This is a genomic window from Parapedobacter flavus, assembly GCF_035818675.1.
In the GTDB taxonomy this organism is placed as follows: Bacteria; Bacteroidota; Bacteroidia; order Sphingobacteriales; family Sphingobacteriaceae; genus Parapedobacter; species Parapedobacter flavus.
The window spans coordinates 111002-133188 of the sequence record NZ_JAYKZZ010000007.1 but is presented as its reverse complement, the minus strand read 5'-3'; the positions used below and the strand labels follow the sequence as shown (position 1 = coordinate 133188).

Sequence of the window (22187 nt, the reverse complement as noted above, 5' to 3'; positions counted from 1 at the left end):
GGGAATGAATTTCCATACTCATGGCATATAATTGCCACCGCATACTTATTTATAAACACACCTACCGTTTGCGCAATACGTGTCTTATGGCTAAGTTTGCAGTGATTGGATAATAAAAGTTAGTTTCTACTTGCTGTTAAAAGCGTTATCCAACATCACAGGGAGGATGGTGAAGCGTCTTCCCTGTATGTTTTCAAACCTTTGAGTTACGTGGTATCTTTCATATTCATATGTATCGGTTTTATATCGTTAGTAATTTATATTATTCGATAATCAGATCGTTTCCCTGTATACGGTAGTTAATGCCAGAAATGTGCAGCAATTCCAGCACCGTCTGTAACGAAACATCCCGCGACATCGTTCCGCTAAACTGTTCGTTCGGCACTCCGCTTTCGAAAATCACTTCCACATCGTACCACCTCTCCATTTGCTTCATCATGTCTGCTAATGTTGTGTTATCAAAATTAAAGTGGCCGTCCTTCCACGCGATATAGGGCCCGACATCCACCGTCTGCTTCGTGATCATATCTCCCGAAAGCACGCTTTGCTCACTGGGAACTAACGCCATACGTTCACCGCTGGCATTCACTTTCAACTCAACACTTCCCGTTACCAAGGTCGTTTTCACATCGTGTTCATCCGTATAGGCCGAAATGTTGAACTCTGTACCCAACACTTCAATTTGCTGACCTCGGCTATGCACTTTAAACGGCTTGTTTGAGTCCTTCGTTACGGCAAAATACGCTTCGCCCTCAATTTCGACCACGCGTTCTTCTCCTACAAATCGTGAAGGGTATTTAAGCGTAGATTCGGCATTTAACCACACTTTAGTCCCATCTGAAAGTGTAATTTGATAAGTCCCCCCTTTAGGTGTGGCCAATACAAGCAGGGAAATCTCTTCGTCTTTTAAATCAACCAATTCTTCCGATCCGCTGGCATACGAAATATGTTCACCTCCCACCACAATCTCCGACTCGGCTTCACTCAAATCAATCGAGCGACCATCAGCCAATGTAAGTGTAGCACGGTTCCCACCCGGTGCGATATCTCCGGGTTTCAAGTTTGCGATTTTAGGTTTTAGATTTTCTGCTGGGTCGGTGCCAACATACCATACACTAACGAGCGTTACGATAATCACCGCAGCTGCATAAGGAAACCACCGCAGCCATCGCGTTTTTTTTATTGCATGTTCGGCGTTGTACGACTCTTCTAAATCATCAAGACCCTGAGCTTCATTTTTTGCATATTGATTCAACCATGCATGCAAGCGCGTCAACTCTTCAGGTGTACACCGGCCCGAACGATACCGTTCAAATAATTGCCTGATTTTCTCTCGTTCTTGCATTAAAATTTACAATTGGACTCCAAAGGTTCTCATCCCTTTAAAGAACTATACTAACGAGAGGGACAAAGGTTATAGTCGACTTGAGATTTTTCTAAAAAAATAATAATGCCGATACCAATCGCTGGAGTTTACCACGCAGAATACGCATGGCTTGGTGTTTATGCTGTTTTACAGTACCCTCGCTGATGGACATGCGCTCAGCGATTTCCTTATTGCTTAGGTGGTCATTCCATGAAAGTTCGTATACTTCCTTCATCTTGGGCGGCAATTGGCCAATTTTTTCTTCCAATATTTGCTCCAGCTCCCGCGCAAGAACAGTTTCCTCCGTGGCGCTCACCGATAGCTGCCCAAAGGCGAGGTATGAGCTAATATACTCTTGAAAATGTTTACTGCGGCTCATCGCGGTAAGGATCTTATTGCGCAGCACCGTGTAAAGATACCCTTTAATGTTACCGGTCGGGTCAATACGATCGGCATGCTGCCACACCGTAACAAATAATTCCTGCACGGCATCATGCGCATCCTCATCGTCGCGTAATAAATGGTAGGCCGATAAATACATCGCGGCACGATGGCGCTCATAAAATAACGCGTACGCCTGCCGATCGCCCTGTTGAATGAGCAAAATAAGCGCTTCGTCTGTAGCAGAAAAATTCCTGTCTTTGTAGCTTCGATCCATTTCTTTCCCGTTTTACCGGTGATGAGAACCTCAGGAGTAACGGGTACGGTGCTATGTTTATAATGCTTTGATTACAAACGTAGGTAAACTTTTTCACAAAATCCATGGGTGCGAATAAGAAACCACCGAAAACCTACGTGGAATCATCATTCCACGGTCAGCAACGCACCGCACCCCGGTGCCAGCCATTTCTGTTCGCCCGTAAACGGAACCCGGCCTTGGTCGAACTGGCTAACGAGCATCGTCCGGCCTTTTTCCTTGAATTGAACATCAAATGTAACAGATGATTGCATGTTCTTGTTGACCACTAGGGCATACGGCTTTCCATCGGGATGGAGAAATTCACCGACTAACAACGAAGTGCCGCTAATCGATTCGACGAGCTTGGCCGACTCGGCACCCTGACCGTTCCGCGGGACACGATCGGCATGGAACACGTTGACACTTTTCAATTTGCCATATACCGGAGCCAACGAATGAATCTGGAGATTCACGTGCCGCATCATCTCCCAGGTCTTCGTACGGTATCCGAAACGGTCGATTGGCGCGAGACGATAATTGCCGACCTGTGGTGTATAATAAGTAAAATACCCAATGCCCTTGCCGCCATACGCCAACGTAGCATAGACCTGCACAGCCAATGTAGCCTCTGAGGGTTCGGCGTAATTGAAATGCCCATTCGCTAAAATGACATTCCAGAACGGGATTCCCACTTGAAGCGACTTTTTGCGAACCGCTTCGATATTACCGAAAAAACGATCTTCATCCAATCGTCCCCCCTCTAAAAGCGAGTAGTTATCATACGAGATGTACGGGGGGGTGCAGGTTTCCACATAGCTATCGAGGTGCGCTTCATAGTCCGCCGTGCCGAGTAGCGCTGGCGGGGCGTAGTCTGGGAAGAGATTGATGTATGGTAATATACCCTGTTTTTTTACGGCTTCAGACCAGGTATTCAATTGCGGAAATAATGCCGCATTCGGTTCGTCGCGAAGGTAAATCGCATGCACAGCCTTGCGGTCTTCCGGATCGGTAATGGATGCCAAAAACGTCCGGATCTTTTCATCCGCCTCGCTTTGCGTGTTTTTTTTCGTTGCATCAATTCCAGCGTACAAAATCCCCGCTAGATGATTGTTTCTGACATATTTGAGGTATTTGGCGTCTGTGAACCCGCTCGTATTGAATCCGCAATGGTAGAGGTCATTCATCATCGCATCCATATCTACGATGTCGCCCCATGCACCTTCTGCCGGAGCGTGAGGCATCCTGCCCCAAGGAAAGATTATAAATTCGGACGGATCAACCCGTTCGCCTGTCGGGGGCACCGGTTTCGGGGCAGGGGCGCCTTGGGTACCCAAAGCTGATTCCTTAGACGGCCCCGGTTTTTCTGTGGCCAAGGCCATGGGTGCTACTGCTGCGCCAGCGACGCCTGAAACGGCTGTGGCAATAAATTTCCGACGGGTTTGATTTATCTTCATATTTACCTATAAATTTCGTTTCAATGGGTTACAAAACAGTTTCTTGATATCTACTCCATGCATTTATCCGACAAAAGCTCCTTCAACTCGTGGATATAGTCGGCCGGATTACCGCCCCCCTCCCTTAAATGCACAAGCTGATTTTTCTCACAAAGCAGAAGGAACTCATCCATCCGCTCCTGCATTTCGGGTTTTATGATCCATTGGTCGCCATGTTGGGCAAAAGCCCGATGCTCTTGACGGCCTAACTTCTTGGCCGACTCAAACAAGGCATAACTCAATGGAAGCCGGGCCAGCTTCACCCGATTCAATACCAAGCTATCGGATGAAATCGCTTTTTCCGCCAGTCGGAACAACTCGTCGTAATGTGCCCATAACTCGGGACTCAGAAACCCCTTTAGGTGATCCGTGGGGTTACCGTAAATGGTTAACGGGAGATTCGATTTCTTCAACTCATCATGGGTTAGGCGTATGTATTCATGGATGTACGGTGCCGCTGATTCGAAATAGCCATGCAGGAAGTCGGCGATCTCACGCTCCAAATCGATTTCGGGGTTCCAAAGAAGTTTCGCAATCAAATATGGCTTAAGCGCTGAAAACTCCCCCCCTTTGGAGATGTTGCCTTGTTGAAAATGTGCGTTAACGTGGTTATCTGTAAAATACTGGATGTTTGGCTGCAATACATCCAGGTTGGGAAAAGGTGCCATTAGGTTAGCGAACTGAACGACATAATCCCACATCAGGATGTTTCCGGTTAACCTACCCCAATCTTCGAAATCTTTGTTGAACGTATCATTTGTTGAATCCGCAGCAATAGGGATATGACGGTCGCTCTCGATTGTGCACAGCATGATGTTCACATTGGGGGCCGGCGTCAGGTGTTCGGGCGCCGACCGACTATAGCGGTAGGCCAATGTGGATATGTTCGTTTCGGGGAAATAAGCGGCAACCTTATTGGCAAACGTTACCAATGAACCACTCGGCGACCCCGTGTATTCGTCAATCTTCGCACACGCTTCACATTCACATTGGTACCCTTTTTCCGGATAGGTATCATTTTGACTTACCGACCAATACTTGGCCGACGGATTCTCCGCCATCCGTTTTTTTAGTGCTTCAACCACCACGTGCAGCACATCCGGATTACTCAAGCACAGCTGTGCACCGAGGTGCCCATCTTCCTGATAAGCGGTTCGATGGCCATCAATAAGTGCAAAATACGCCGGATGCTCTGCGAAGTAGGTCTCGGGAGGAACGAGCGTCGCGAACGTATGCACCCACAGCCCCCAATCGGGCTTCATGTTATGCAGTCTATGCCAGTCGCGGTAAAATTCATCCGTGGCTACGTAGTAATAAACGTTTCGATACTGATTTTTTGGCACCTCCCGATCATTTATGGGCTGTGCGAACTCGATTTCGGTCAACGTCGGGAATTTGAATACATCCGGTGAATAGCACCGATACCCGAGGTGTTTTTCAAAAAAGGAATAAACTCCATATAAAACACCCTTTCCACCGCCCCCGTTAATGAGCAGTAAGTCCTTTTTGGATTTGATGAGAAACCCATCTACCCCCAAGTTGCCAGCTGCTTCCTCTTCCAGGTATTTTTTCGCCACGCGCCCAATCAGGATTTCAAATGCGCCTTCGGGTGGGCCGTCCCAAATAATAGGCAGCTCGATACCTGTGCTCAGCGCAAATAACCGCTGAAACTCAGTGGCTGCCTTTTTTTCGACAGATGATGCGGTATCTGCCACAACAATCGAATATGCGCTCTTGCCCTGAGCAACCAACACCAATGGTTCGTTAGCACCATCACCGGACCCAGCCTGCGGAATACCCGCTGAAGCCCCATCTGACCATCCAACGATGAACCAACATACACAGCCAAAGTAATAAAGAGATCGTAACATAAGTGAGTACAATTCGCCAAGATAAGACATATAGGCAAAGGGTGGCCGTTTCTCACCATCCACATACAAGGTAGGCAACTTATTGTCCATGCGTATTTCAGCACGGGCACCTGCCGGTTTAGACGTGCGCTTGAAAACATTGCACCCCGCCAAAAAGAGCACCCATACGACCGAAAAAAGATACAATATGCTTCTCATTTTTATATTATGGCTGCCAAGCATAAACCAATATATCGCCCGGGGCTACCGGCAGCGTGCTGATGTAAGCGTCGGCATCGACGGTGCGACCATTCTTCAATACGCGCTTTAGTCGCTCGTCGCCCTCGATGGTCACAGACATACTTTTCTGGAAATCGCGGTTCACAATAACCAGGTAAGAGGTGTTTTCGTTCTTCAGTAACGACACGACTGCCCCTGTTCCCTCCGTTTCAAATTTGGTAATCACATCAGGCAATTTTTCCAGTCGGTGTGTTCCGCGAGGAATCGAGTCGCCCGTGTGTGCTACCGATATCACCTTTGCGTTCAAGAACACCTTAGACAGGCCTCGGATTTCACGATTCATTTGCGTGATATAGTCATAAACTTCCGTTCGCTTTTGGGTATCATAATCAATCGGCGCGTGATGAAAATCCCACGTACCCGGTTTGGGTGTCCAATAAGTGAAATATTGTATACCCTGCGCCCCATAGGCTAAATTGCTATACACCTGTACCCTGATCTCTGCAGGTGTGGGAATGGGATAAGGCTCATGGGCCACAGCCAGCGCAAATGCCCAGAATGGTTTCCCCGCTTTATCTGCCTCGTCCGAAAAAATCGCTAAGTTTTCGTAATACTCCGGGCGCATCGTCCGGTTGCCGGAGCCATCCACCACGATGGGGTAATGATCAAACGACAACAACTGAAGCGGCACCTCTTCGATAAACAATTGCACGTGCTCGCGATACGTTTCGGTGCCCAATGCTTCTTTCGATGCGTAGTTAGGAAAGAGGTTCAAATAACAGAAGTGTTCGTCGTCAACGGCTTGGATGCGTCTTGCCCATTCCCCCAATTCGGGGAAATCGGCACGTCCGGGTTCATCCCGCAGAAAATAACCAGCTAACGCCGGATGGTCTTTAAACCGCCGGACGATCTTTTCGGGTTCGGTTGCGAGTTCGGGACAATGGATGATCATTTTTATACCTGCCTTTTGGGCTGATTCCATGGCCACAGCGAGTTCGTCTACACTGCTAAAGAACGTGAAATTGTGGGTAATCCCCGACTGGCGTAGCTCTTCGTAGCGTTCCACTGTGCTTTCCTCGGGGGAAACCCCGTACCAGGCCAGAATCGGGATCTGTTCCACCGTGTTCGCTTGCTGTTGCGCAACCAACAGAGACGAATAGCCCGTCAGGCTTACAAATAAAAGAAGGTATTTCATGTTCATTCTGATCGATTTAATGATTTTCATTCGACTGTTATTTCATAAAGCATTACACCATGAAGTGGAATATCGGTTTGGATATGCAATTCTCCATCTTTCACCTCGAGCATTTCCTGTACCGGATGCACTTGGGCCCGGGAGCGGTAAAAAGGCACCCGGCTATTAAAAAACGCTACATGTTTACCGTCTTTCAATGTGGGTGGCTGAATAACGAAGCTATCTGATGACCAGCCGAAATCGTCGGCCGTGATCCCCATGCGTTCCCGGTCAGCGAGCCATTCGTCAAAAAAATTCGAATCGTCGCTAATCAAGCTCCGCACGGCCGACAATTCCCCGCTTTTCGATTTAATTCCGCTGATTACGCAGGATATCTCGCGGGTTGCGGTATGATGGAGGGAATCTGAGTAAGCGTAGACTAGGAGATATAATTTCCTCTTATGCTTGTCCCATGCAGCCACAGCACCCACATCTTCACCCGCCAATTTTTCTCCGGCACTGTGTTCCAGTGGCAGACGGACACTTCCATCCATTTTATAAAATAACGCCGATGCTTGGTCCGAAACAGATGGAACACCCGGTAAAATACCGTGCGACGTATAAGCCCAATGGCTGAAATAGTCGATATCGGCATCCAGCATCATCCGGTACATCCGAGCGTCATACGCCGCTTGCCACGTCTGCCCAACGGCCCTCGGAAATAGGGATTTCCCATCAAGCCCGTTAAGGATGCGTCCTTCATCTATTCCGTAAAAGACTTGATCAAAACCTTCCTTTATGGCTGTCGCTCTTAAGTGGTCGATCGTCTCTACGAAAGAAGCACTACCAACCACCTGTTTACCTGGGCGTTCATCATAATACGACGCAGCCAAAAAATCAAGTCGGGTGCCTGTCTTTCCGGTACAATTATTTTTTCCACGGGCACAATGGGCAATGAGTTGCCGTTCATCCCAAAGCCCTTCAGAGACTGTCATGCTGTGTGCTCCTACGCAGATATTTTTCCCCAACACCTGTTCCAGCGCATCTACGGTGTAGTCGTACAGCTTGAAGTAAGCATCCTTTGTTTTCTCCGGATCGTCGTCAACCGAGAACCACGACTTATTCTCATACTCGGTAATCACACCGAAACGCCACGCCTGCACCTGCTTTTCGCCAAACTCCTCCACGAGGGTTTGCATCATTGCCTTGATATAACCATGCCATAGACCGTAATCGTATGGGGGGCGCACATTGACTCCAAAATCCTTGCTGATTTCAGGATCTGCCGAGTATTTTAACGGTACATTCCCTAATTTCAGATGTGGTATAAGCCCTTGGCCCACGATATTCCGGCATGCCCGGATCAAGGGTGAGAAATCATAGTCGTCGGTTACCGACCGGTCCAGCGGATCTTTAAACAAATCACGTTGCTCACTTCCGCCGACAGCGGTCATCAACTGGACATAACGGACGTAGGGGAAATTTTCATGGAAATAATCGGCCGGCTGCTTTTCTATACCACCGTGCCATTCCGCGGCATAGTTCCAAACGTTGATGTTGTCGGCCGGGTTTCCTATTTCGGGACCTGATTGTCGGATATCGCCATGGAACGCATGATATCCAGAATCTAAAGAAGCTGGCCGTTCTTTCGCTATCGGATGAGGTCGTGCTTCGACCAATGAGGGGAATAAACTCACCAAAAGTAGCGTAAGGCGTAAAACTGTCATTATCTGCAAGGTTAACTGGTTACCAAACAACCATCATTCACCAGCGAACATACCTTTTTACCAAAAAAGGCGCAACCTGTACCATACTGGGATTACCGCTGAGGGATGAGCCGTACCGTCCGCAAGTCCAACAAAGGGCCGGCAAGATCCGGATCGGCAGGAACCACCGTAAACCGGTGTTTGCCTTCGCTAATCTCGACGGTACCCACGATGGCTGTCTTGAAGGTTTCCCAACTGCCAGACTTCTCGATGTCACCGCTAGCTCTTCTCCATCTACCAGCATGTTAATGGTCTTACCTGCTTCTTCATCCGATACTGACCAACCTTCCCATTCGTACGGGTTGACGTTATGTAACTAGCAATCTCGCCAACAGGAGCCACCCATACCTCTTCATGCGCAGCAAGGTATTCGCCCAAAGCATTCAGAAAATCCAAACGGGTGGTCTGCCCTGTGTGTTCAGGCTGGGTATCATGCCCCGCCAAAGCAAGCCATCCTAAGGCTTACTCAAATCCCCTTCAATATAGCTTAGCACCGCATCGATCAAATCCTGGCCGGCACCGGGCTTGAATGGGGTCACCGTGGTCTCATAACCGCCGAACGGAATCTCCGCATCCGTCATCAGATACCCCAGCCATCCGTTCGTGTACCCATAATAGAACGTGTAGGGGAACGGTGACCGCTCGCGTATTTCGTTGGAAATCTCGCAGAACAGCTCCAATGGAGCGCTCCAGATGACGATATCGCTGTTGATTTTCAGAAAACGGACCGGTAATTTCACCACTTTGACGCCTACGCTGTTCTCCCCGCTGTAATCGGCGAGGTATTCCGGCCAGTTCAAACCTTCCCGCTGCGGCGTTTCAACCACGGTTTTGCCTGTTCTGAAAACAACGGTTGCGCTGCCCTCGGGCATCCGCTCATTCGCCTCCAGAATACGGTCGCCCAGCAACACCTCAAACTCCGGCAGCCGGAACGGATTGGGCTGCGTGCTGTATATCGGCGCGATGTTGCCCGCCGCTCCATTGATGAACAGCATCGTGGCACCGCTTTCACGCTCCACATAATCAGCCACGATACCGGGCGCATCACCGCTGATCAGCGTACATTCACCGCCGATCACCGTGCCATGCATCGCATAATTGGCCATGATGGCGATGGGCGAACCGTCCGGCCTGTCCAGTCGCAACATGCCGATGCGCCGGTCAACCGGCAGATCCGGATTGAGCCCCAGATAGGTCTCGCCAGTGGCCCGTCGCGCACGGCGGTTAATGTTCGCGTTGGCATGCCCCCAGCCCACCGAGAGCCGTGCGGGCTCCAACCGATCGATTGCATCAGCTACGGCATCCACTAATTTGGCTGTCGTCGCATCGGTATACGCTTTGTCATACGCATGCGTATAGCGCTCCCCCAGAAATGCTTCGGCCAGCCCCGGAGGGCCAACTTCCGGAGCCGAGTGTGTGTGGGTCACCGACCACCAGAAATTTTCAGGAGGGATGCCCAGCTGCTGCTCCAGCAGCACAGCCACCCTATCGTATTCAGAAGGTGAGACCAGGCAGATATCCGAGGATACCAATACAAAACGGGTCGTACCATCATCCATCACCGCAACGCGGTGGTAGATCCGGTCGTGGACTCCCGTGGATTTACGGGCTCCGTATCCCAAAAGCTGCTGGGAGTCGCTGGGCGTGATATCCACCTTGCTCACCGCGGCACGGAACGACTGCGCGTGGGCGGGAACCAGAAACCCACTCAAAATGAATAGGGAAACGATTATTCTTTTCATGTTCAATTCAGTTTTTTGATAAAGGTCAGCAGGTCATCCATCTCCTCGGGCGTAATCTGGTGTTCCAGGCCCGAGGGCATCAGCGACATGGCCAACGAGTTCATTGAAGCGATGTCACTCCGGGGGATTACCTCGTCCGCTTTGTTGTAGACACGCAAGGTGACCGAGGTCGGCGTCTCCGAGCCGATGATGCCACGCCGGACTTCGCCGTCGGCCATCGTGAGCTCCCAAAGGTCAAAGCCGTCGGCGATCGACAGGTTCGGATCAAGGATATCCTTCAGTATCGCATCAGGTGCCCGGTTGCGGATGGTCGCCAGATCGGGTCCGTAGGCCGTACCGAACTCTCCGCCGACTTGATGGCACGGCGCGCAATGCTGCTGGTAGAGCAGTAGCCCCTTCTCCACGTCTCCGGAGTTGTCCAGCGCGCTTTCGTATTTGGCCACGGTATTCTCCTTTTCCTCTTCGCTCACAGCATCGGGGGCGAAGACCGCACGCGCACGCCGGCGCAGTTCATCGTTGCCTTGGGCCATCAACCCCACCTGTTGACCCCAACCGACAGCCGATGGCTCAATCGTGCCTGCCTTAAGCGCCTCAATGAGCTGCGTGATGCGGCCCTCTCCCGCAAACAGGATACCGACCGTCTCCTCGCGGACCGGCGGCGGAAGTTCCCCCCACCGGTCGATCAGCCAGGCCGTGATATCCGTACCCCCGACGCGCCCAAGGGCCCGCACGGCCACCCGCTGCACGTCCGCGGACTCAGCGGCCGACAGCAGCGCCGGAAGCTTATCCGCGGCGTCCTCGGGGGAAACCATCGCAACGAACTCGATTGCACGGATCCGCAGGTGATCCCCCAAGCTGGTATCACCCAGCAATGCAACCGACCTATCAAGGACCGGCTTGGCCGAACCATCGCCCGGTAGGCCGATGCGGCCCAGCAGCTCCAGGCTAGCCCAGCTGACGCTTTCATAGCGGTGGCCGTAGATCGCCCCCACCAGCCGCCGGCGTTCCAGCTCCAGCTGGCGAGAGGCCGTGTGCGACCCGCCCCGCTGGGCAAGGCCTCGAAGCAGCGCCGCCTGCCACGAACCGTCACCGCCCGACGTTTGCAGGGCCCGATTGATCAGCGCCTTCATATCAGCGGCACCCGCCGTGGCAACAGACATCGACGTCACCCGCTGGATTAGGTCCGTATAGGCGTGGTTACCTTCACTATAATCGCCGATCGCCGTGTTGAGCAGGCCTTTGTAATCCGGCGAGGCCGCTGACAGGGCCGCATATTGCATCCACGGGTCGCCTAGCCCCGCAAAGAGCATAGACTCACGCACTTTGGCCACTGCCGCATCGTCCACCCCGCCCAATGTACAGAGCAGCTGGAAACGGACACGGCCGTTGCCATCGCCCTGCAGGGCCGTCAGTGCCTGCCGTACCGCGCCCGAGGAAAGGTAAGACTCCGAAAGCTTGATCCCGTTCTCGCGAATGCCCGCAACCGGGTCTTCCAGTAATCCGAGGACGTCTTTTTCCTCCAGCGCACCCAGACCCTCCAGCGCCCAGGCGGCATGCAGCCGGCCCACCTCTTCCGGCGAGCCCAGCATATCCCGCAGCAACGGGATCGCCGCCGTGCTCTTCCGGTCCACCAGCAAACGCTGCGCCGTGCGGCGGTACCACAGGTTCTTATCCGAAAGGTAACCCACCAACTCCCCGTCCGTCGCATCGCCCAGGGACATACCGCCCGTCCACAGCGCAGCGGGCGTACCTTTGGGCGTGATCCGGTAGATCCGCCCGCGGTCGATGCCATCGTACAGGTTCTGCGACTCGGCAGCGCCCTCGGCCATCCATTCCGGGTGCTCCACCACGCGCCGGTAGTAATCGATCACGTACAGCGCACCGTCCGGTCCCACGTAATGGTTCACCGGACGGAACCACGGGTCACGCGAGGCAAGGAATTCCTTGCCTTCGTACACCCGCGAGGCCGTGAACGTAGCCCCCGATTCCCGCACAAGATCCGCATGCACCAAATTGCCCACCGGCTCGGCAACGAAGACCACGCTGTCGAAAGGTGCTGGGAAAAGGCCACCCTGGTAGGACGTGATTCCGCAGGCAGCTGTAAAAACACCCAGATCCGTCAGCAGCTGGTGCTCCGGGTTCACCGTAATCGGGTAGACCTCAGCCGCGGGGCCGTGGTCCGAAACGGAAACCGTCACTCCTGGAATCAAGAGCCCCGGATTGCGGTCAAGGTACTCCGCCTGGAAAACCTCATGGTAGATGTGGTTGGCATTGCTCACCAGGAACTGCCGCCCCCAACGGTCTTCCGTATGACCGAACTGCCCCGCACTCGACAACATCTCCAGCCCGTTGCGGTCTGGACGCAAGCGCACGCGCCGCCCCCCACCGTTGGCCGGAAGGACAGGTGCCCCCGCCACACCGGGATAATGCACTTCCGTGCCCAGGTCGCTGAACTCCTCCGTATAGACGCTCGCCACACCGGCAGGCTCGTTCGAAAGGTAGATCCAGTTATCGATGCCATACATCGGTGTGTTCATGTTGTGCTGCGGGTTCGATAACGCAAAGCCAGTCAGCAGCGTGTCTCGCACCTCCGCACGCCCGTCACCGTCGCTGTCCTCGAAGTAAAGCAAGTTCGGCGCATCCGTGACCAGGATGCCCTGCTTCCAGCGCATCACGCCCGTGGGGAACTGGAGATCGCCGGCAAACACTTCGCTCCGGTCCATCACACCATCGCCATCATCGTCATGAAGTAGCTTCACCGTGCCCGAACCGCTCTTGTCAAGCGGATAACCGTGCATCTCCACAACGTACATGCGGCCGTACTCGTCAACCTCCATCGCAACCGGATCAGAAATCAATGGATCGGCCGAAATCAGCTCGATCTGGAAACCCGCTGCCAACTCGAAACTGCCCAAGGCCTCAGAAGGCGATAAGCCTCCGCCAGCGGGAGGGCCGTCGCTCCGGCAAGATGTTGCCACGAAACCAAGAAAAAGGAAAAGGTACACTAAATGGGAATTGCGAAACATATAACCCGCGCTCCTTATCGGTAGCCGTACCTTACAGACACTTATGAATAATTTGCCGTACGTCATCAGACGATCTACATACCATTGAGTGAAATTTCCAGCGGTTTATTCATACCAACCATCCAGTTGACAACCGTAAGCGATTCGACTCCCGCTGCACGGTACACCTGTTGTTTAGCATCCTGGGCAAGACTGAACGTAGCGCCCCCCAGCGAAACGGATATGGGCAGCGAGCTCTTGTTGGTTAGTTCCAATGTGCCTGGGGTGATCGTTTTGATAGATACAGATGCCTTGAATAATTCGGGTAACCAAGGGTCCCGGCCCCAAAGCATACCGGCCGCCCAGCCAATGGTGCGTCGCGCAAACATCGCCTCACGCACACTTTCTACCGTGCGCTCCTTAGCCAGCACCAACGTAATCGGACGGAAGGGATTTTGGATGCCATAAAGATTCAGTTCACTCGAATGGATATCGCTATTAGCAAAAATAGCCAAATCCCGTGCGTTACACCAATCGGATACCACCGGATAATGTTGTGTGCTATTGAACACCTCAATGCCGTGCATCATCCCCTGTTTAAAAATCGCCTCGTGCTCGGGGGTAAACCGTAGCGGTGCTCCTTTTTCAATTCCACCGCTCTTTGGCGCTTCCCATCCCGGATGGTTCCATAATAGAAACCCGCCCTGATCGACCGCGATCTTAAACATCTCCCGCCAGTCGGCCACAGCGGCAGCAATGGGGTTGACGTCCTCGATAAAAAGCGCATTGAAATGCCCGGGAGGCATATTGAACTTCGTGATCTCCGTACCGGGCACCAACAGCAGATTATGGCGGTCGGCGTCAGGTTTTGCGAGTTTATAAGCAATATTAAAGTCGCCCCCTACTTCATCAATCAATTTCCACTTTCCACCTTTGCTAAAATACGGTCGGTACTCGATGTGGTCAGTGATGGCAATCACATCCAACCCATTTTGTACGGCCTCCCGCACGCGGTCTGCAGGCATTACATGACCATCAGAAAACAAGGTGTGCATGTGAAAATCGCCTTTCAACACCTGGAACCCGCCGGTCTCGGGAATGGTAATCTCCCGCGGCGCGATGGATTTGATATTCATGGATCCTCGCATACTGACCGTGTATGTATTGGTCTCTGCGTTGAGCGGCTCCTCCCAGGCACCTTTCGACATCGCAGCCGATGCGGGCACCAAACTTGCCGCACCCATGAGTGCCGAATGCTTTAGAAATTCACGACGGTTTGACATAATTTTGATTCATTTGGCTCGATGTACGTAACAGTTATAGGTAACAATAAATGACGTATAACCGAGATAAATACTGGTTTTTAATTAGTAAATCAAGGCAATGATACCCATTTTGTTATGCCATTGCAACCTGTACCATACTGGTACCGCCGCCATGCCAGCACAGTGGAATGTTCCCAGACGAAAATAGCGGACGTTGCCATCGATTTTTTTCTGCTATTTTTGATGCATGTTATTTCAAATAGACACCGTAGACTTACACACCCACCCACCCTCGGAAGGCAGCCCTTACTATCAGATTATTCTGCTTTCTTCTCCAGCCGAATTCGTGGTTGATTTTACGGTATATGAGAACACATCCACTTCTTTATTGTTCCTCAGCCCTTACCAGCACCTGTCATGGAAATCGGCGTCCAGTACGTCTGCCACCCGGGTATTATTCCATGGCGATTTTTACTGCATCGAATTCCACAAGGAAGAAGTAGCCTGTAATGGGCTGCTCTTCAACAACATTTATTTGCAACCCGTTGTCCCTGTCGATGAAAGTGTCTATCAGGAAGTAGAACTTATCGTCCAAAAAATGCAGGTTGAAGGGACAGCCAACTCCACGTTTTCCGAGTCGGTTATCAAAGCCTACCTGCAACTTATACTGGCGCTGGCCAGTAAAGCAAAAAAACAATTGATCGACTCCGTATCGCTATCCGACAGTGCGCAAGGGGCAGCGGGAAAGCTGTTTCAGCAATTACTTGAGGATCACTTTACCGTTGAGCACGCTATCCATTTCTATGCGGAAAAACTAAACCTTAGCCCGAGTGCCTTCAGCAAAAGGGTGAAACAACAGCTTGGCAAAGCCCCATCTTCCCTCATCCAAGAGCGTGTTATCCTGGAATCAAAAAAGCAACTACACCTCACCTACCTTTCCGTAAAGGAAATCGCGACCCAACTGGGATTTGGCGATGAACACTATTTCAGCAGGTACTTCAAGAAGCATGTCGGTATTTCGCCATCCAAATTCAGGGAGGGGGTTGGCATTTCTGTCGTTGCGCAAAAAAGTCCATGACTCATCCGCATTTGTCCATGTTACACAGCGCTGAGGCACCCTATTTTTGTCGCTTAACGATAACGCATCATGGACAACATCATCGACATTTTAGCACGCAGCCAACGGACCTTCATCCATCTCGCACGAATAGCCATCTTTATGGTCATGGCTTGGATCGGCGGGTTGAAGGCTTTTCAGTACGAAGCGGATGGTATCGTTCCGTTTGTGGCAAACAGCCCCTTAATGAGTTTTTTCTATAGCAAGGATGCGCCCGAATACCAGCACTATAAAAACCCCGAAGGCAAAACCGTAACCAAGCACATCGAGTGGCACCGAACAAACCACACCTATGTGTTCTCTTACGGCTTGGGTAGCGTTATTGTCGTCATTGGCCTATTGACCCTGGCCGGCATCTGGTCGGCAAAACTGGGGTTAGTCGGCGGCATATTAACGTTCTTGATGTCTATCGTTACCCTTACATTCCTCATCACCACACCCGAAGTGTATGTACCCAACCTGGGCGGTGATTTCCCGACCCCACGGCATGGATTCCCCTACCTTTCGGGTGCTGGCAGGCTGGTATTGAAAGATGTGATTATGCTGGCTGCCGGACTGATCGTTGCCGGCGAGGCGGCGCAGCGGTTGAAGAAGCTTTAATGTCTCTTGATTTCGCATTTGTAGATATAATTGTATTTTAGCTGCACCAGAAATCATACATCATTATGCGAACAACATTAATTTACTTATGTGCCGTCCTATCCCTCGTTTTTGTAAAGTGCGGCAATACCGCCAACGACGAGCAACCGCCTTCCGTTGAGGGAAACCCATTCCGTGCCGCCACGTTTAATATCCGGTATAATGCCGATGCAGACAAAACATCGGGGAATGGATGGGACCTGCGGAAAGGGCCGGTCTCGGAGGTTATCCTTACCCACCAATTCGATGTGGTAGGAACGCAGGAAGGCGACGCCGGCCAGTTGGCCGATCTGAAGGCCCTGCTCCCGGGTTTCGACTTTACCGCCTACCCCTACGGTGGCAAAGGGGACTTGCATAATTGCGCCACTTTTTACCGTACCGCCTTATTTGAGGTACTCGATAGCGGTGTCTTCTGGCTCAGCGAGACGCCCGACGAGCCAAGTATCGGGTGGGACGCCACCGACCGGCGTATCTGCCAGTGGACCAAATTCAAGGTCAAGGATACGGGAGAAGAATTTTTCTTCTTCAACGCGCACTTCTACTGGCGGCTGGAGGAAGCCAAAAGAGAATCGGGACCCCTCATTGTTCAGAAAGTCAAGGAAATTGCGGGCGACGCGCCGGTTATCTGTGTAGGCGATTTCAATTCAACCGTGGAGACCCCGCAGATTCAAGCTGTAAAATCATTGCTTGGTGATGCCTACGACCGCACTAAAACACCCCGCCAAGGTGTGGAGAACACCAACATGGGCGGCGGCGTGTTCCAAGGTACCCCGAAAAACCGGATCGATTACATCTTCCTCACCTCACATTTCGAAGTGGAAGATTACCAGGTGCTCTCCGATGTCTATAACGGGGATCATTACCCGTCCGATCACTTGCCGGTTACGTCATTGCTGACACTCAATGACCGCGACGCTTCCCGTCCGTAGCCGGTTACCACGAGTCGATCCGCATACACGTCAACAATAGCGAAGGCATTGGGGCTGTTCTCTACCATGCCCTTGAAATTAAGGAAATGTACCCCTTGCGCTAGGTGATAATCCCCTGTGTGGCGATGGCCGTTGAAGTAGGCCATCACGTTTGGGTAACCCAAAATGAGTTCCCTCAACCGCTCATCGCCCCACAGGTTATGCGCTTCAGACTCGGGGAAAAGCGGGTAGTGGCAAAACAAAATGACCCGTTCGTTGGCGGTCGCCGCCGATTCAAGCTCCGAAACGAGCCAACGGTACTGCTCGTCGCCCAGACCGCCGTTCCAAGGCTTTCCATTCGGTGCACCGGCGACCTTCAACGAGTCGATCAGTGCTTCCGCACGGATATAAGGGGTACTTCCCGGAGCATTGGCAAATAAACTCACATCGTTTCCATCCAGATAAATCAACCGGAGGTTACCTATGCTGTTCGCATAATACCTGCTTTCCATCCCCTGCATGGATGGCACCTCTTCTAAACGATCTGGGGCAACCGAAAAATCGTGGTTGCCCAACACGTGGTAAACGGGCATCGATAGCGGGGCCAACCTGGCTAGGGCGGGCTGGAAACTGCCGTAGTCGCGGTCAATCAAATCGCCCAAACTGACCACCATATCGACCTGCCGTTTCTCGAATTCGGCAACAGCCTCGTCCAGCTTTGCCAGCGACTCGCGATAGTGGCGGTTATTAGCCGTTTCGCAATCGCAATACTGCGCATCGGCAATGATGCCAAGCGATAGCAAGGGCTCATCGCTTGCAGCCTGCTGCATGGCGAAACTTGCGGCAAACCAAAATAAGAGCGACAGGGTAATTGATATCGTTTTCTTCATCTTGTAAACTTACGCGGTTTTCAATTCCTTCACCGCATGGTCTACCGCACGTGCTGCCAGCGCCATGTAGGTGAGCGTGGGGTTTTGGGTGGCTGTGGACGTCATGCAGGCACCGTCGGTCACATAGACGTTCTTACATAGGTGCAACTGATTCCACTTGTTCAGCAGCGACGTTTTCGGGTCGTGCCCCATGCGCACACCGCCCATCTCATGGATGTCGTTACCTGGCCGCCGGCCATCGTCCTGCGTCTTGATTTTGCTGAACCCCGCAGCCTCGTACATTTCCGTCATCCGGTCGTAATAGTCCTGCCGGCGTAGCCAGTCGTCCTCGGCATATTCCACAGACACGTGCAACAGCGGCACCCCCCACTTGTCTTTTTTATCCTTGTCGAGCCATACGCTATTCTGTTCCTTGGGGATGGTCTCGGCCATCATGTGCGAGTGCACCCGCCAGTTGCTCCACGTGCTGTTGAGGAGGCCCTGCTTCAGCGCATCGCCAATACCACTGCTATCGCGGTTCTCGTACCGGCTGGCACCGAACGCTGCCGCCCAACCGCGGAGGAACGCCGTCTCCTGCTTATTTACGTTCCTGAAGTTGGGGATGTAACCGCCCCCGGCGGGGTTACGGCCATCGGTGCGGTATTGGAGCAAACCATCGTATTCGGCACTGATCCGCGCGGTATAATTATGGAAAGCTACAAACTTACCCATCAATCCGCTGTCGTTGCCCAAACCATTGGGAAACCGGTTGGAAACCGAGTTGAGCAGGATCAGGTTGGTATTTAACGTGGAGCCGTTAACGAAAATCACCTTGGCGTAAAAATCGATTTCTTCCAACGAGTTGGTGTCGATGACTTTCACCCCCGTGGCCTTACCCGACGTCTCGTCATACAGCACCGAATGGGCCACCGAATGTGGGCGCAACGTTAAGTTGCCTGTTTTCTGGGCCCACGGAATGGTCGATGCGTTACTACTGAAATAGCCACCGAATGGGCATCCGCGCTGGCACAGCTTCCGGTTCTGGCATTGCACACGGCCTTGCTCGATATGGATAGGCTGCGGTTGCGACAGGTGTGCACACCGGGCACTGATGATATGCCGGCCGTTGAAGTGCCGATCTACCGTGTTCCGGAAATGGTCTTCCACCGCATTCAGCGGATACCCGGGCAGGAATTCCCCATCGGGCAGGGTAGCCAGCCCATCCTTATTACCGGCGATGCCGACAAACCGCTCCACATAGCTATACCACGGAGCGATATCCGCATAGCGGATCGGCCAGTCTACGGCAAAGCCGTCGCGGGCAGGGCCTTCGAAATCATATTCGCTCCACCGTTGTGTCTGCCGGGCCCATAGCAAAGATTTGCCACCCACTTGGTAGCCTCGTATCCAGTCGAAATCTTTTTCCTGCACGTAAGGGTGCTCTTCGTCTTTCACGAAAAAGTGTTGGGAATCTTCTTTATAAGCATAGCACCGGTTGGCAATGGGATTGGCCAATTTGTCGGCATGGGTGGTCTCACCGCGGTGGTCCAATTCGTAGGGGTACAGGTTGGTAGTGGGGTAGTCTTTCACGTGGACCACATCGCGCCCCCGCTCCAACAACAGCGTCTTCAGTCCCTTTTCGGTCAGTTCCTTGGCCGCCCAGCCCCCGCTGGCGCCCGACCCGATGACGATGGCATCAAACGTACGTTCTTTGATGCTATCTATTGCGATATTTGCCATACTTATTGCCCTGCTGTTTTAACGGTTGCACCATCGGTTGTTTCCATCGGAAAGTAACCATCATACCTGCCCGGCACCAGTTCGTATTTGACCAAGTTCGTCATCACGTATTTCGAATTCATGTACCCTTGGATCGCCCGCCTTTTCAGCAAGGAGAAAAATTTACCCGCAGCGTCGCCGGCCTCACCGATTTGCTTCAGCAGGTTTTCCCGGTGTTCTTTCTCCGCTTCTACGAAAGCGCTCCCCAGCACGTTACGTGACCAGTCCGCAAATGCACGTACTCCATCTACAAATGCCTGTTGTTCTTCCGGCCCGTGGCAGTCATCCACCATCTTAAGGGCGAAAAGGTGCAGCATCAATTTCCGTCCACCGGGCGTATCGGTTGCTGGGATCAGCGTTTCAACGAGTGCCTCCAACAGCGCCTCGTCATCTTCACTCACTTTTAAATGAACCAGCTCGATGCTGGTCCTACCCGATGGCCGGAAACATGCGGGGAGTACCAACGTGCCTCCGGCGATGTATAACATTGTTCGTATCGAAGCTCTGCGATCCATATTTTTTATTGCGATGTGATTTTAATCCGAATTCTTAACGGCGCTGCATTATTTATCGATCTCGATTTCGAGTACCTGTTTGTCGCTTAGCAGCGCGCTCTTCAATGCGGCATAATCGATATCCTGCACCGCCACCCCGTTATCGATGGCTTGGCACGCAGCGGTGGCTGCCGACTGCCCCAGCACCATGAAAACGGGTTCCATGCGGATCGAACCAAACGCGATATGCGATGCACTCACGCAGACCGGCACCAGCAAATTGCCGCATTCGGCTTCCTGGGGTACGATGGCGCGGTAACTGATCGGGTAGGGATATTTTACGTGTGCTTCCACGTTCCCCTCGTTCTGCACGAACCCGTTTACATCCACATAGCGCTGTATATGGTGTGAGTCCATGCCATATGCCCCCATACCCACGGGGTCTTCCACAACCTCCTTCCGTTCGCAGTTTTTCTGGGTCATCACGTAGCTACCCACCATGCGCCGCGCTTCGCGGATATAGAGCTGATGTTGCCAGCCGTTGCTCCCCTCGGCATACTCGTCTTTGCATGTGCCCCATTTTGATACCGCATCACGTACTTTTTGGGGTATCCGTGGGTGGTAGGCCAATGTCCACATCAAGCCTTGCTGATAGTCCCTGTGTGTTTGGATGATCCGCTCCCGTTCTTCGTAAGATGCCTCCGGGTAATCGTGGTTTTGCCCGATGAAGTCGGTGGAGAACCCTTTCTGGTTGTTGGTATCCGTCTTGCGGTTGGGCATGGGCGAGTTAATCCAGGGCACCAGTTTGTCGCCATAGGTATACATCTTCTCGATGGGGCCCGTAGCCGCTTCGTAGTTTCTGATGAGCAGCTCATAGTTGAGCTCATTGTAATTCGCGGGCTTCTTAAACGGTATGCGGTTGTCGGGGTGGTCGGTGAGTGTCATCCGGAAGCAGTACGCCTGTATCTTGTCGTCGCCCTCGCCATCCACCCCTGGGGGCCCTTCGGTGATGTATGGCAGCAACCCGCTTTCCGGATCGCCTTTCACGATGTAGGGATCTACCCGGTCAATAAAGTTGTGGTTATACGCATTCTTAGAAAGCGTCCAGTTCAGTGTTCGGCTTATTTTATTGGCCTGCACACCGTTCAGCGTTTCGCCGTATTCGCTGTTGGCCTCCCGTCCCACGTGGTAGCTAACCCCCGTTGCCGCCATCAGGTCCCCTTCGTAGGTGGCGTCGATGAACATCTTCGCGACATACCGTGCGCCATTTTCCATTTCGATCGATTCGATACGGTTGCCGTTTTTGCTGACACCCGTTTCCCGGTTCAACTGTTCGTCGTATACCACATCGACCTTTTCGTCTGCCAGCATTCGGCGATACACTTCGACGGCGGCAGAAGGCTCAAAAGTCCACATGGCATCTTCCCCGTCGGCCGTCCGCGTTTGCCCTTTATCCACGTATTCGTCCCGCCGTTGCCATTTCCAGCTTTTCGGGTCGTCGTAATATTCGCGTATGCCCTGGTAGAATTCGCGAGATATGCCGCCGATCACATATTTATTACCGATATCGGTCTGCCCGAGCCCGCCGGTGGTCAGCCCCCCGAGGCGGTGGGTCGGTTCGATCAACACGACCGATTTGCCCATCCGGGATGCCTGGATGGCCGAGGCGATCCCCGCAGAGGTGCCGCCATAAACGACCACATCATATTTCTTCTCCTGCCCCTGTACCTTCAGGTGGCTCATCAACAGTAAAACAACGCTTAAACCCAGTAGCTGGATCGTTTTTTTTGATATCATCATG

The 22187-nt window shown here is 52.4% G+C and carries 16 protein-coding genes; 3 read left to right on the top strand and 13 right to left on the bottom strand.

What is annotated here, in order from left to right; translation table 11 throughout:
* Nucleotides 1-262: 262 nt before the first annotated feature.
* The 9 genes from U9S71_RS07430 to U9S71_RS07390 all read right to left on the bottom strand — a co-directional run bounded on the left by U9S71_RS07430 (nucleotide 263) and on the right by U9S71_RS07390 (nucleotide 14598).
* Nucleotides 263-1345 carry a FecR family protein gene (locus U9S71_RS07430; RefSeq protein ID WP_326326407.1) on the bottom strand — a complete coding sequence of 361 codons (1083 nt, stop codon included), beginning with the start codon at nucleotides 1343-1345 and terminating at the stop codon, nucleotides 263-265.
* A 91-nt stretch (nucleotides 1346-1436) separates the two neighbouring features.
* On the bottom strand, nucleotides 1437-2024 hold the full coding sequence (locus U9S71_RS07425) for an RNA polymerase sigma factor (RefSeq protein WP_326326405.1): 588 nt from the start codon (nucleotides 2022-2024) through the stop codon (nucleotides 1437-1439).
* A gap of 146 nt (nucleotides 2025-2170) precedes the next feature.
* Nucleotides 2171-3499 carry a hypothetical protein gene (locus U9S71_RS07420; RefSeq protein ID WP_326326404.1) on the bottom strand — a complete coding sequence of 443 codons (1329 nt, stop codon included), beginning with the start codon at nucleotides 3497-3499 and terminating at the stop codon, nucleotides 2171-2173.
* A gap of 50 nt (nucleotides 3500-3549) precedes the next feature.
* Complete coding sequence (locus U9S71_RS07415; protein WP_326326402.1) at nucleotides 3550-5607, bottom strand: glycoside hydrolase family 20 protein; 2058 nt, start codon at nucleotides 5605-5607, stop codon at nucleotides 3550-3552.
* A 7-nt stretch (nucleotides 5608-5614) separates the two neighbouring features.
* Complete coding sequence (locus tag U9S71_RS07410) at nucleotides 5615-6853, bottom strand: beta-galactosidase (RefSeq protein ID WP_326326400.1); 1239 nt, start codon at nucleotides 6851-6853, stop codon at nucleotides 5615-5617.
* Complete coding sequence (locus U9S71_RS07405; RefSeq protein WP_326326399.1) at nucleotides 6850-8529, bottom strand: GH39 family glycosyl hydrolase; 1680 nt, start codon at nucleotides 8527-8529, stop codon at nucleotides 6850-6852. Before U9S71_RS07405 ends, U9S71_RS07410 begins: the two co-directional genes overlap by 4 nt.
* A gap of 494 nt (nucleotides 8530-9023) precedes the next feature.
* On the bottom strand, nucleotides 9024-10310 hold the full coding sequence (locus tag U9S71_RS07400; protein ID WP_326326398.1) for a neutral/alkaline non-lysosomal ceramidase N-terminal domain-containing protein: 1287 nt from the start codon (nucleotides 10308-10310) through the stop codon (nucleotides 9024-9026).
* 2 nt (nucleotides 10311-10312) lie between these two features.
* Entirely contained in the window at nucleotides 10313-13336 is a 3024-nt protein-coding gene (locus tag U9S71_RS07395; protein ID WP_436410307.1) for a PVC-type heme-binding CxxCH protein, read from the bottom strand.
* 74 nt (nucleotides 13337-13410) lie between these two features.
* Entirely contained in the window at nucleotides 13411-14598 is a 1188-nt protein-coding gene (locus U9S71_RS07390; protein WP_326326396.1) for a PHP domain-containing protein, read from the bottom strand.
* Between the two features lie 229 nt (nucleotides 14599-14827).
* Here U9S71_RS07390 and U9S71_RS07385 point away from each other — a divergent pair, with 229 nt between their 5' ends.
* The 3 genes from U9S71_RS07385 to U9S71_RS07375 all read left to right on the top strand — a co-directional run bounded on the left by U9S71_RS07385 (nucleotide 14828) and on the right by U9S71_RS07375 (nucleotide 17265).
* A complete protein-coding gene (locus U9S71_RS07385; RefSeq protein WP_326326395.1) occupies nucleotides 14828-15658 on the top strand; it encodes a helix-turn-helix domain-containing protein in 831 nt (276 codons plus the stop codon).
* Between the two features lie 69 nt (nucleotides 15659-15727).
* Entirely contained in the window at nucleotides 15728-16297 is a 570-nt protein-coding gene (locus U9S71_RS07380) for a DUF417 family protein (RefSeq protein WP_326326394.1), read from the top strand.
* 65 nt (nucleotides 16298-16362) lie between these two features.
* Nucleotides 16363-17265: an endonuclease/exonuclease/phosphatase family protein gene (locus U9S71_RS07375; protein ID WP_326326392.1), complete on the top strand. Its 903-nt coding sequence runs from the start codon at nucleotides 16363-16365 to the stop codon at nucleotides 17263-17265.
* Here U9S71_RS07375 and U9S71_RS07370 read toward each other — a convergent pair.
* The 4 genes from U9S71_RS07370 to U9S71_RS07355 are packed head-to-tail and all read right to left on the bottom strand — an operon-like array spanning nucleotide 17208 to nucleotide 22186.
* A complete protein-coding gene (locus U9S71_RS07370; RefSeq protein ID WP_326326391.1) occupies nucleotides 17208-18134 on the bottom strand; it encodes a metallophosphoesterase in 927 nt (308 codons plus the stop codon). The two genes, U9S71_RS07375 and U9S71_RS07370, sit on opposite strands and share 58 nt — an antisense overlap.
* Nucleotides 18135-18143: 9 nt before the next feature.
* Entirely contained in the window at nucleotides 18144-19853 is a 1710-nt protein-coding gene (locus U9S71_RS07365) for a GMC family oxidoreductase (RefSeq protein WP_326326390.1), read from the bottom strand.
* A 2-nt stretch (nucleotides 19854-19855) separates the two neighbouring features.
* The gene (locus U9S71_RS07360) at nucleotides 19856-20407 is read right to left on the bottom strand and encodes a gluconate 2-dehydrogenase subunit 3 family protein (RefSeq protein WP_326326389.1); all 552 of its coding nucleotides are present in this window, start codon (nucleotides 20405-20407) and stop codon (nucleotides 19856-19858) included.
* Nucleotides 20408-20455: 48 nt separating this feature from the next.
* Nucleotides 20456-22186 (bottom strand): FAD-dependent oxidoreductase, encoded by a 1731-nt coding sequence (locus U9S71_RS07355; RefSeq protein ID WP_326326388.1) that lies wholly within the window; start codon nucleotides 22184-22186, stop codon nucleotides 20456-20458.
* Between the last annotated feature and the right edge of the window lies 1 nt (nucleotide 22187).

Bases quoted from the DNA above. Each gene is read 5' to 3' on its own strand.
- U9S71_RS07430 (WP_326326407.1), bottom strand. From the start codon at position 1,345: ATGCAAGAACGAGAGAAAATCAGGCAATTATTTGAACGGTATCGTTCG.
- U9S71_RS07425 (WP_326326405.1), bottom strand. From the start codon at position 2,024: ATGGATCGAAGCTACAAAGACAGGAATTTTTCTGCTACAGACGAAGCG.
- U9S71_RS07420 (WP_326326404.1), bottom strand. From the start codon at position 3,499: ATGAAGATAAATCAAACCCGTCGGAAATTTATTGCCACAGCCGTTTCA.
- U9S71_RS07415 (WP_326326402.1), bottom strand. From the start codon at position 5,607: ATGAGAAGCATATTGTATCTTTTTTCGGTCGTATGGGTGCTCTTTTTG.
- U9S71_RS07410 (WP_326326400.1), bottom strand. From the start codon at position 6,853: ATGAAAATCATTAAATCGATCAGAATGAACATGAAATACCTTCTTTTA.
- U9S71_RS07405 (WP_326326399.1), bottom strand. From the start codon at position 8,529: ATGACAGTTTTACGCCTTACGCTACTTTTGGTGAGTTTATTCCCCTCA.
- U9S71_RS07400 (WP_326326398.1), bottom strand. From the start codon at position 10,310: ATGAAAAGAATAATCGTTTCCCTATTCATTTTGAGTGGGTTTCTGGTT.
- U9S71_RS07395 (WP_436410307.1), bottom strand. From the start codon at position 13,336: ATGTTTCGCAATTCCCATTTAGTGTACCTTTTCCTTTTTCTTGGTTTC.
- U9S71_RS07390 (WP_326326396.1), bottom strand. From the start codon at position 14,598: ATGTCAAACCGTCGTGAATTTCTAAAGCATTCGGCACTCATGGGTGCG.
- U9S71_RS07385 (WP_326326395.1), top strand. From the start codon at position 14,828: ATGTTATTTCAAATAGACACCGTAGACTTACACACCCACCCACCCTCG.
- U9S71_RS07380 (WP_326326394.1), top strand. From the start codon at position 15,728: ATGGACAACATCATCGACATTTTAGCACGCAGCCAACGGACCTTCATC.
- U9S71_RS07375 (WP_326326392.1), top strand. From the start codon at position 16,363: ATGCGAACAACATTAATTTACTTATGTGCCGTCCTATCCCTCGTTTTT.
- U9S71_RS07370 (WP_326326391.1), bottom strand. From the start codon at position 18,134: ATGAAGAAAACGATATCAATTACCCTGTCGCTCTTATTTTGGTTTGCC.
- U9S71_RS07365 (WP_326326390.1), bottom strand. From the start codon at position 19,853: ATGGCAAATATCGCAATAGATAGCATCAAAGAACGTACGTTTGATGCC.
- U9S71_RS07360 (WP_326326389.1), bottom strand. From the start codon at position 20,407: ATGGATCGCAGAGCTTCGATACGAACAATGTTATACATCGCCGGAGGC.
- U9S71_RS07355 (WP_326326388.1), bottom strand. From the start codon at position 22,186: ATGATGATATCAAAAAAAACGATCCAGCTACTGGGTTTAAGCGTTGTT.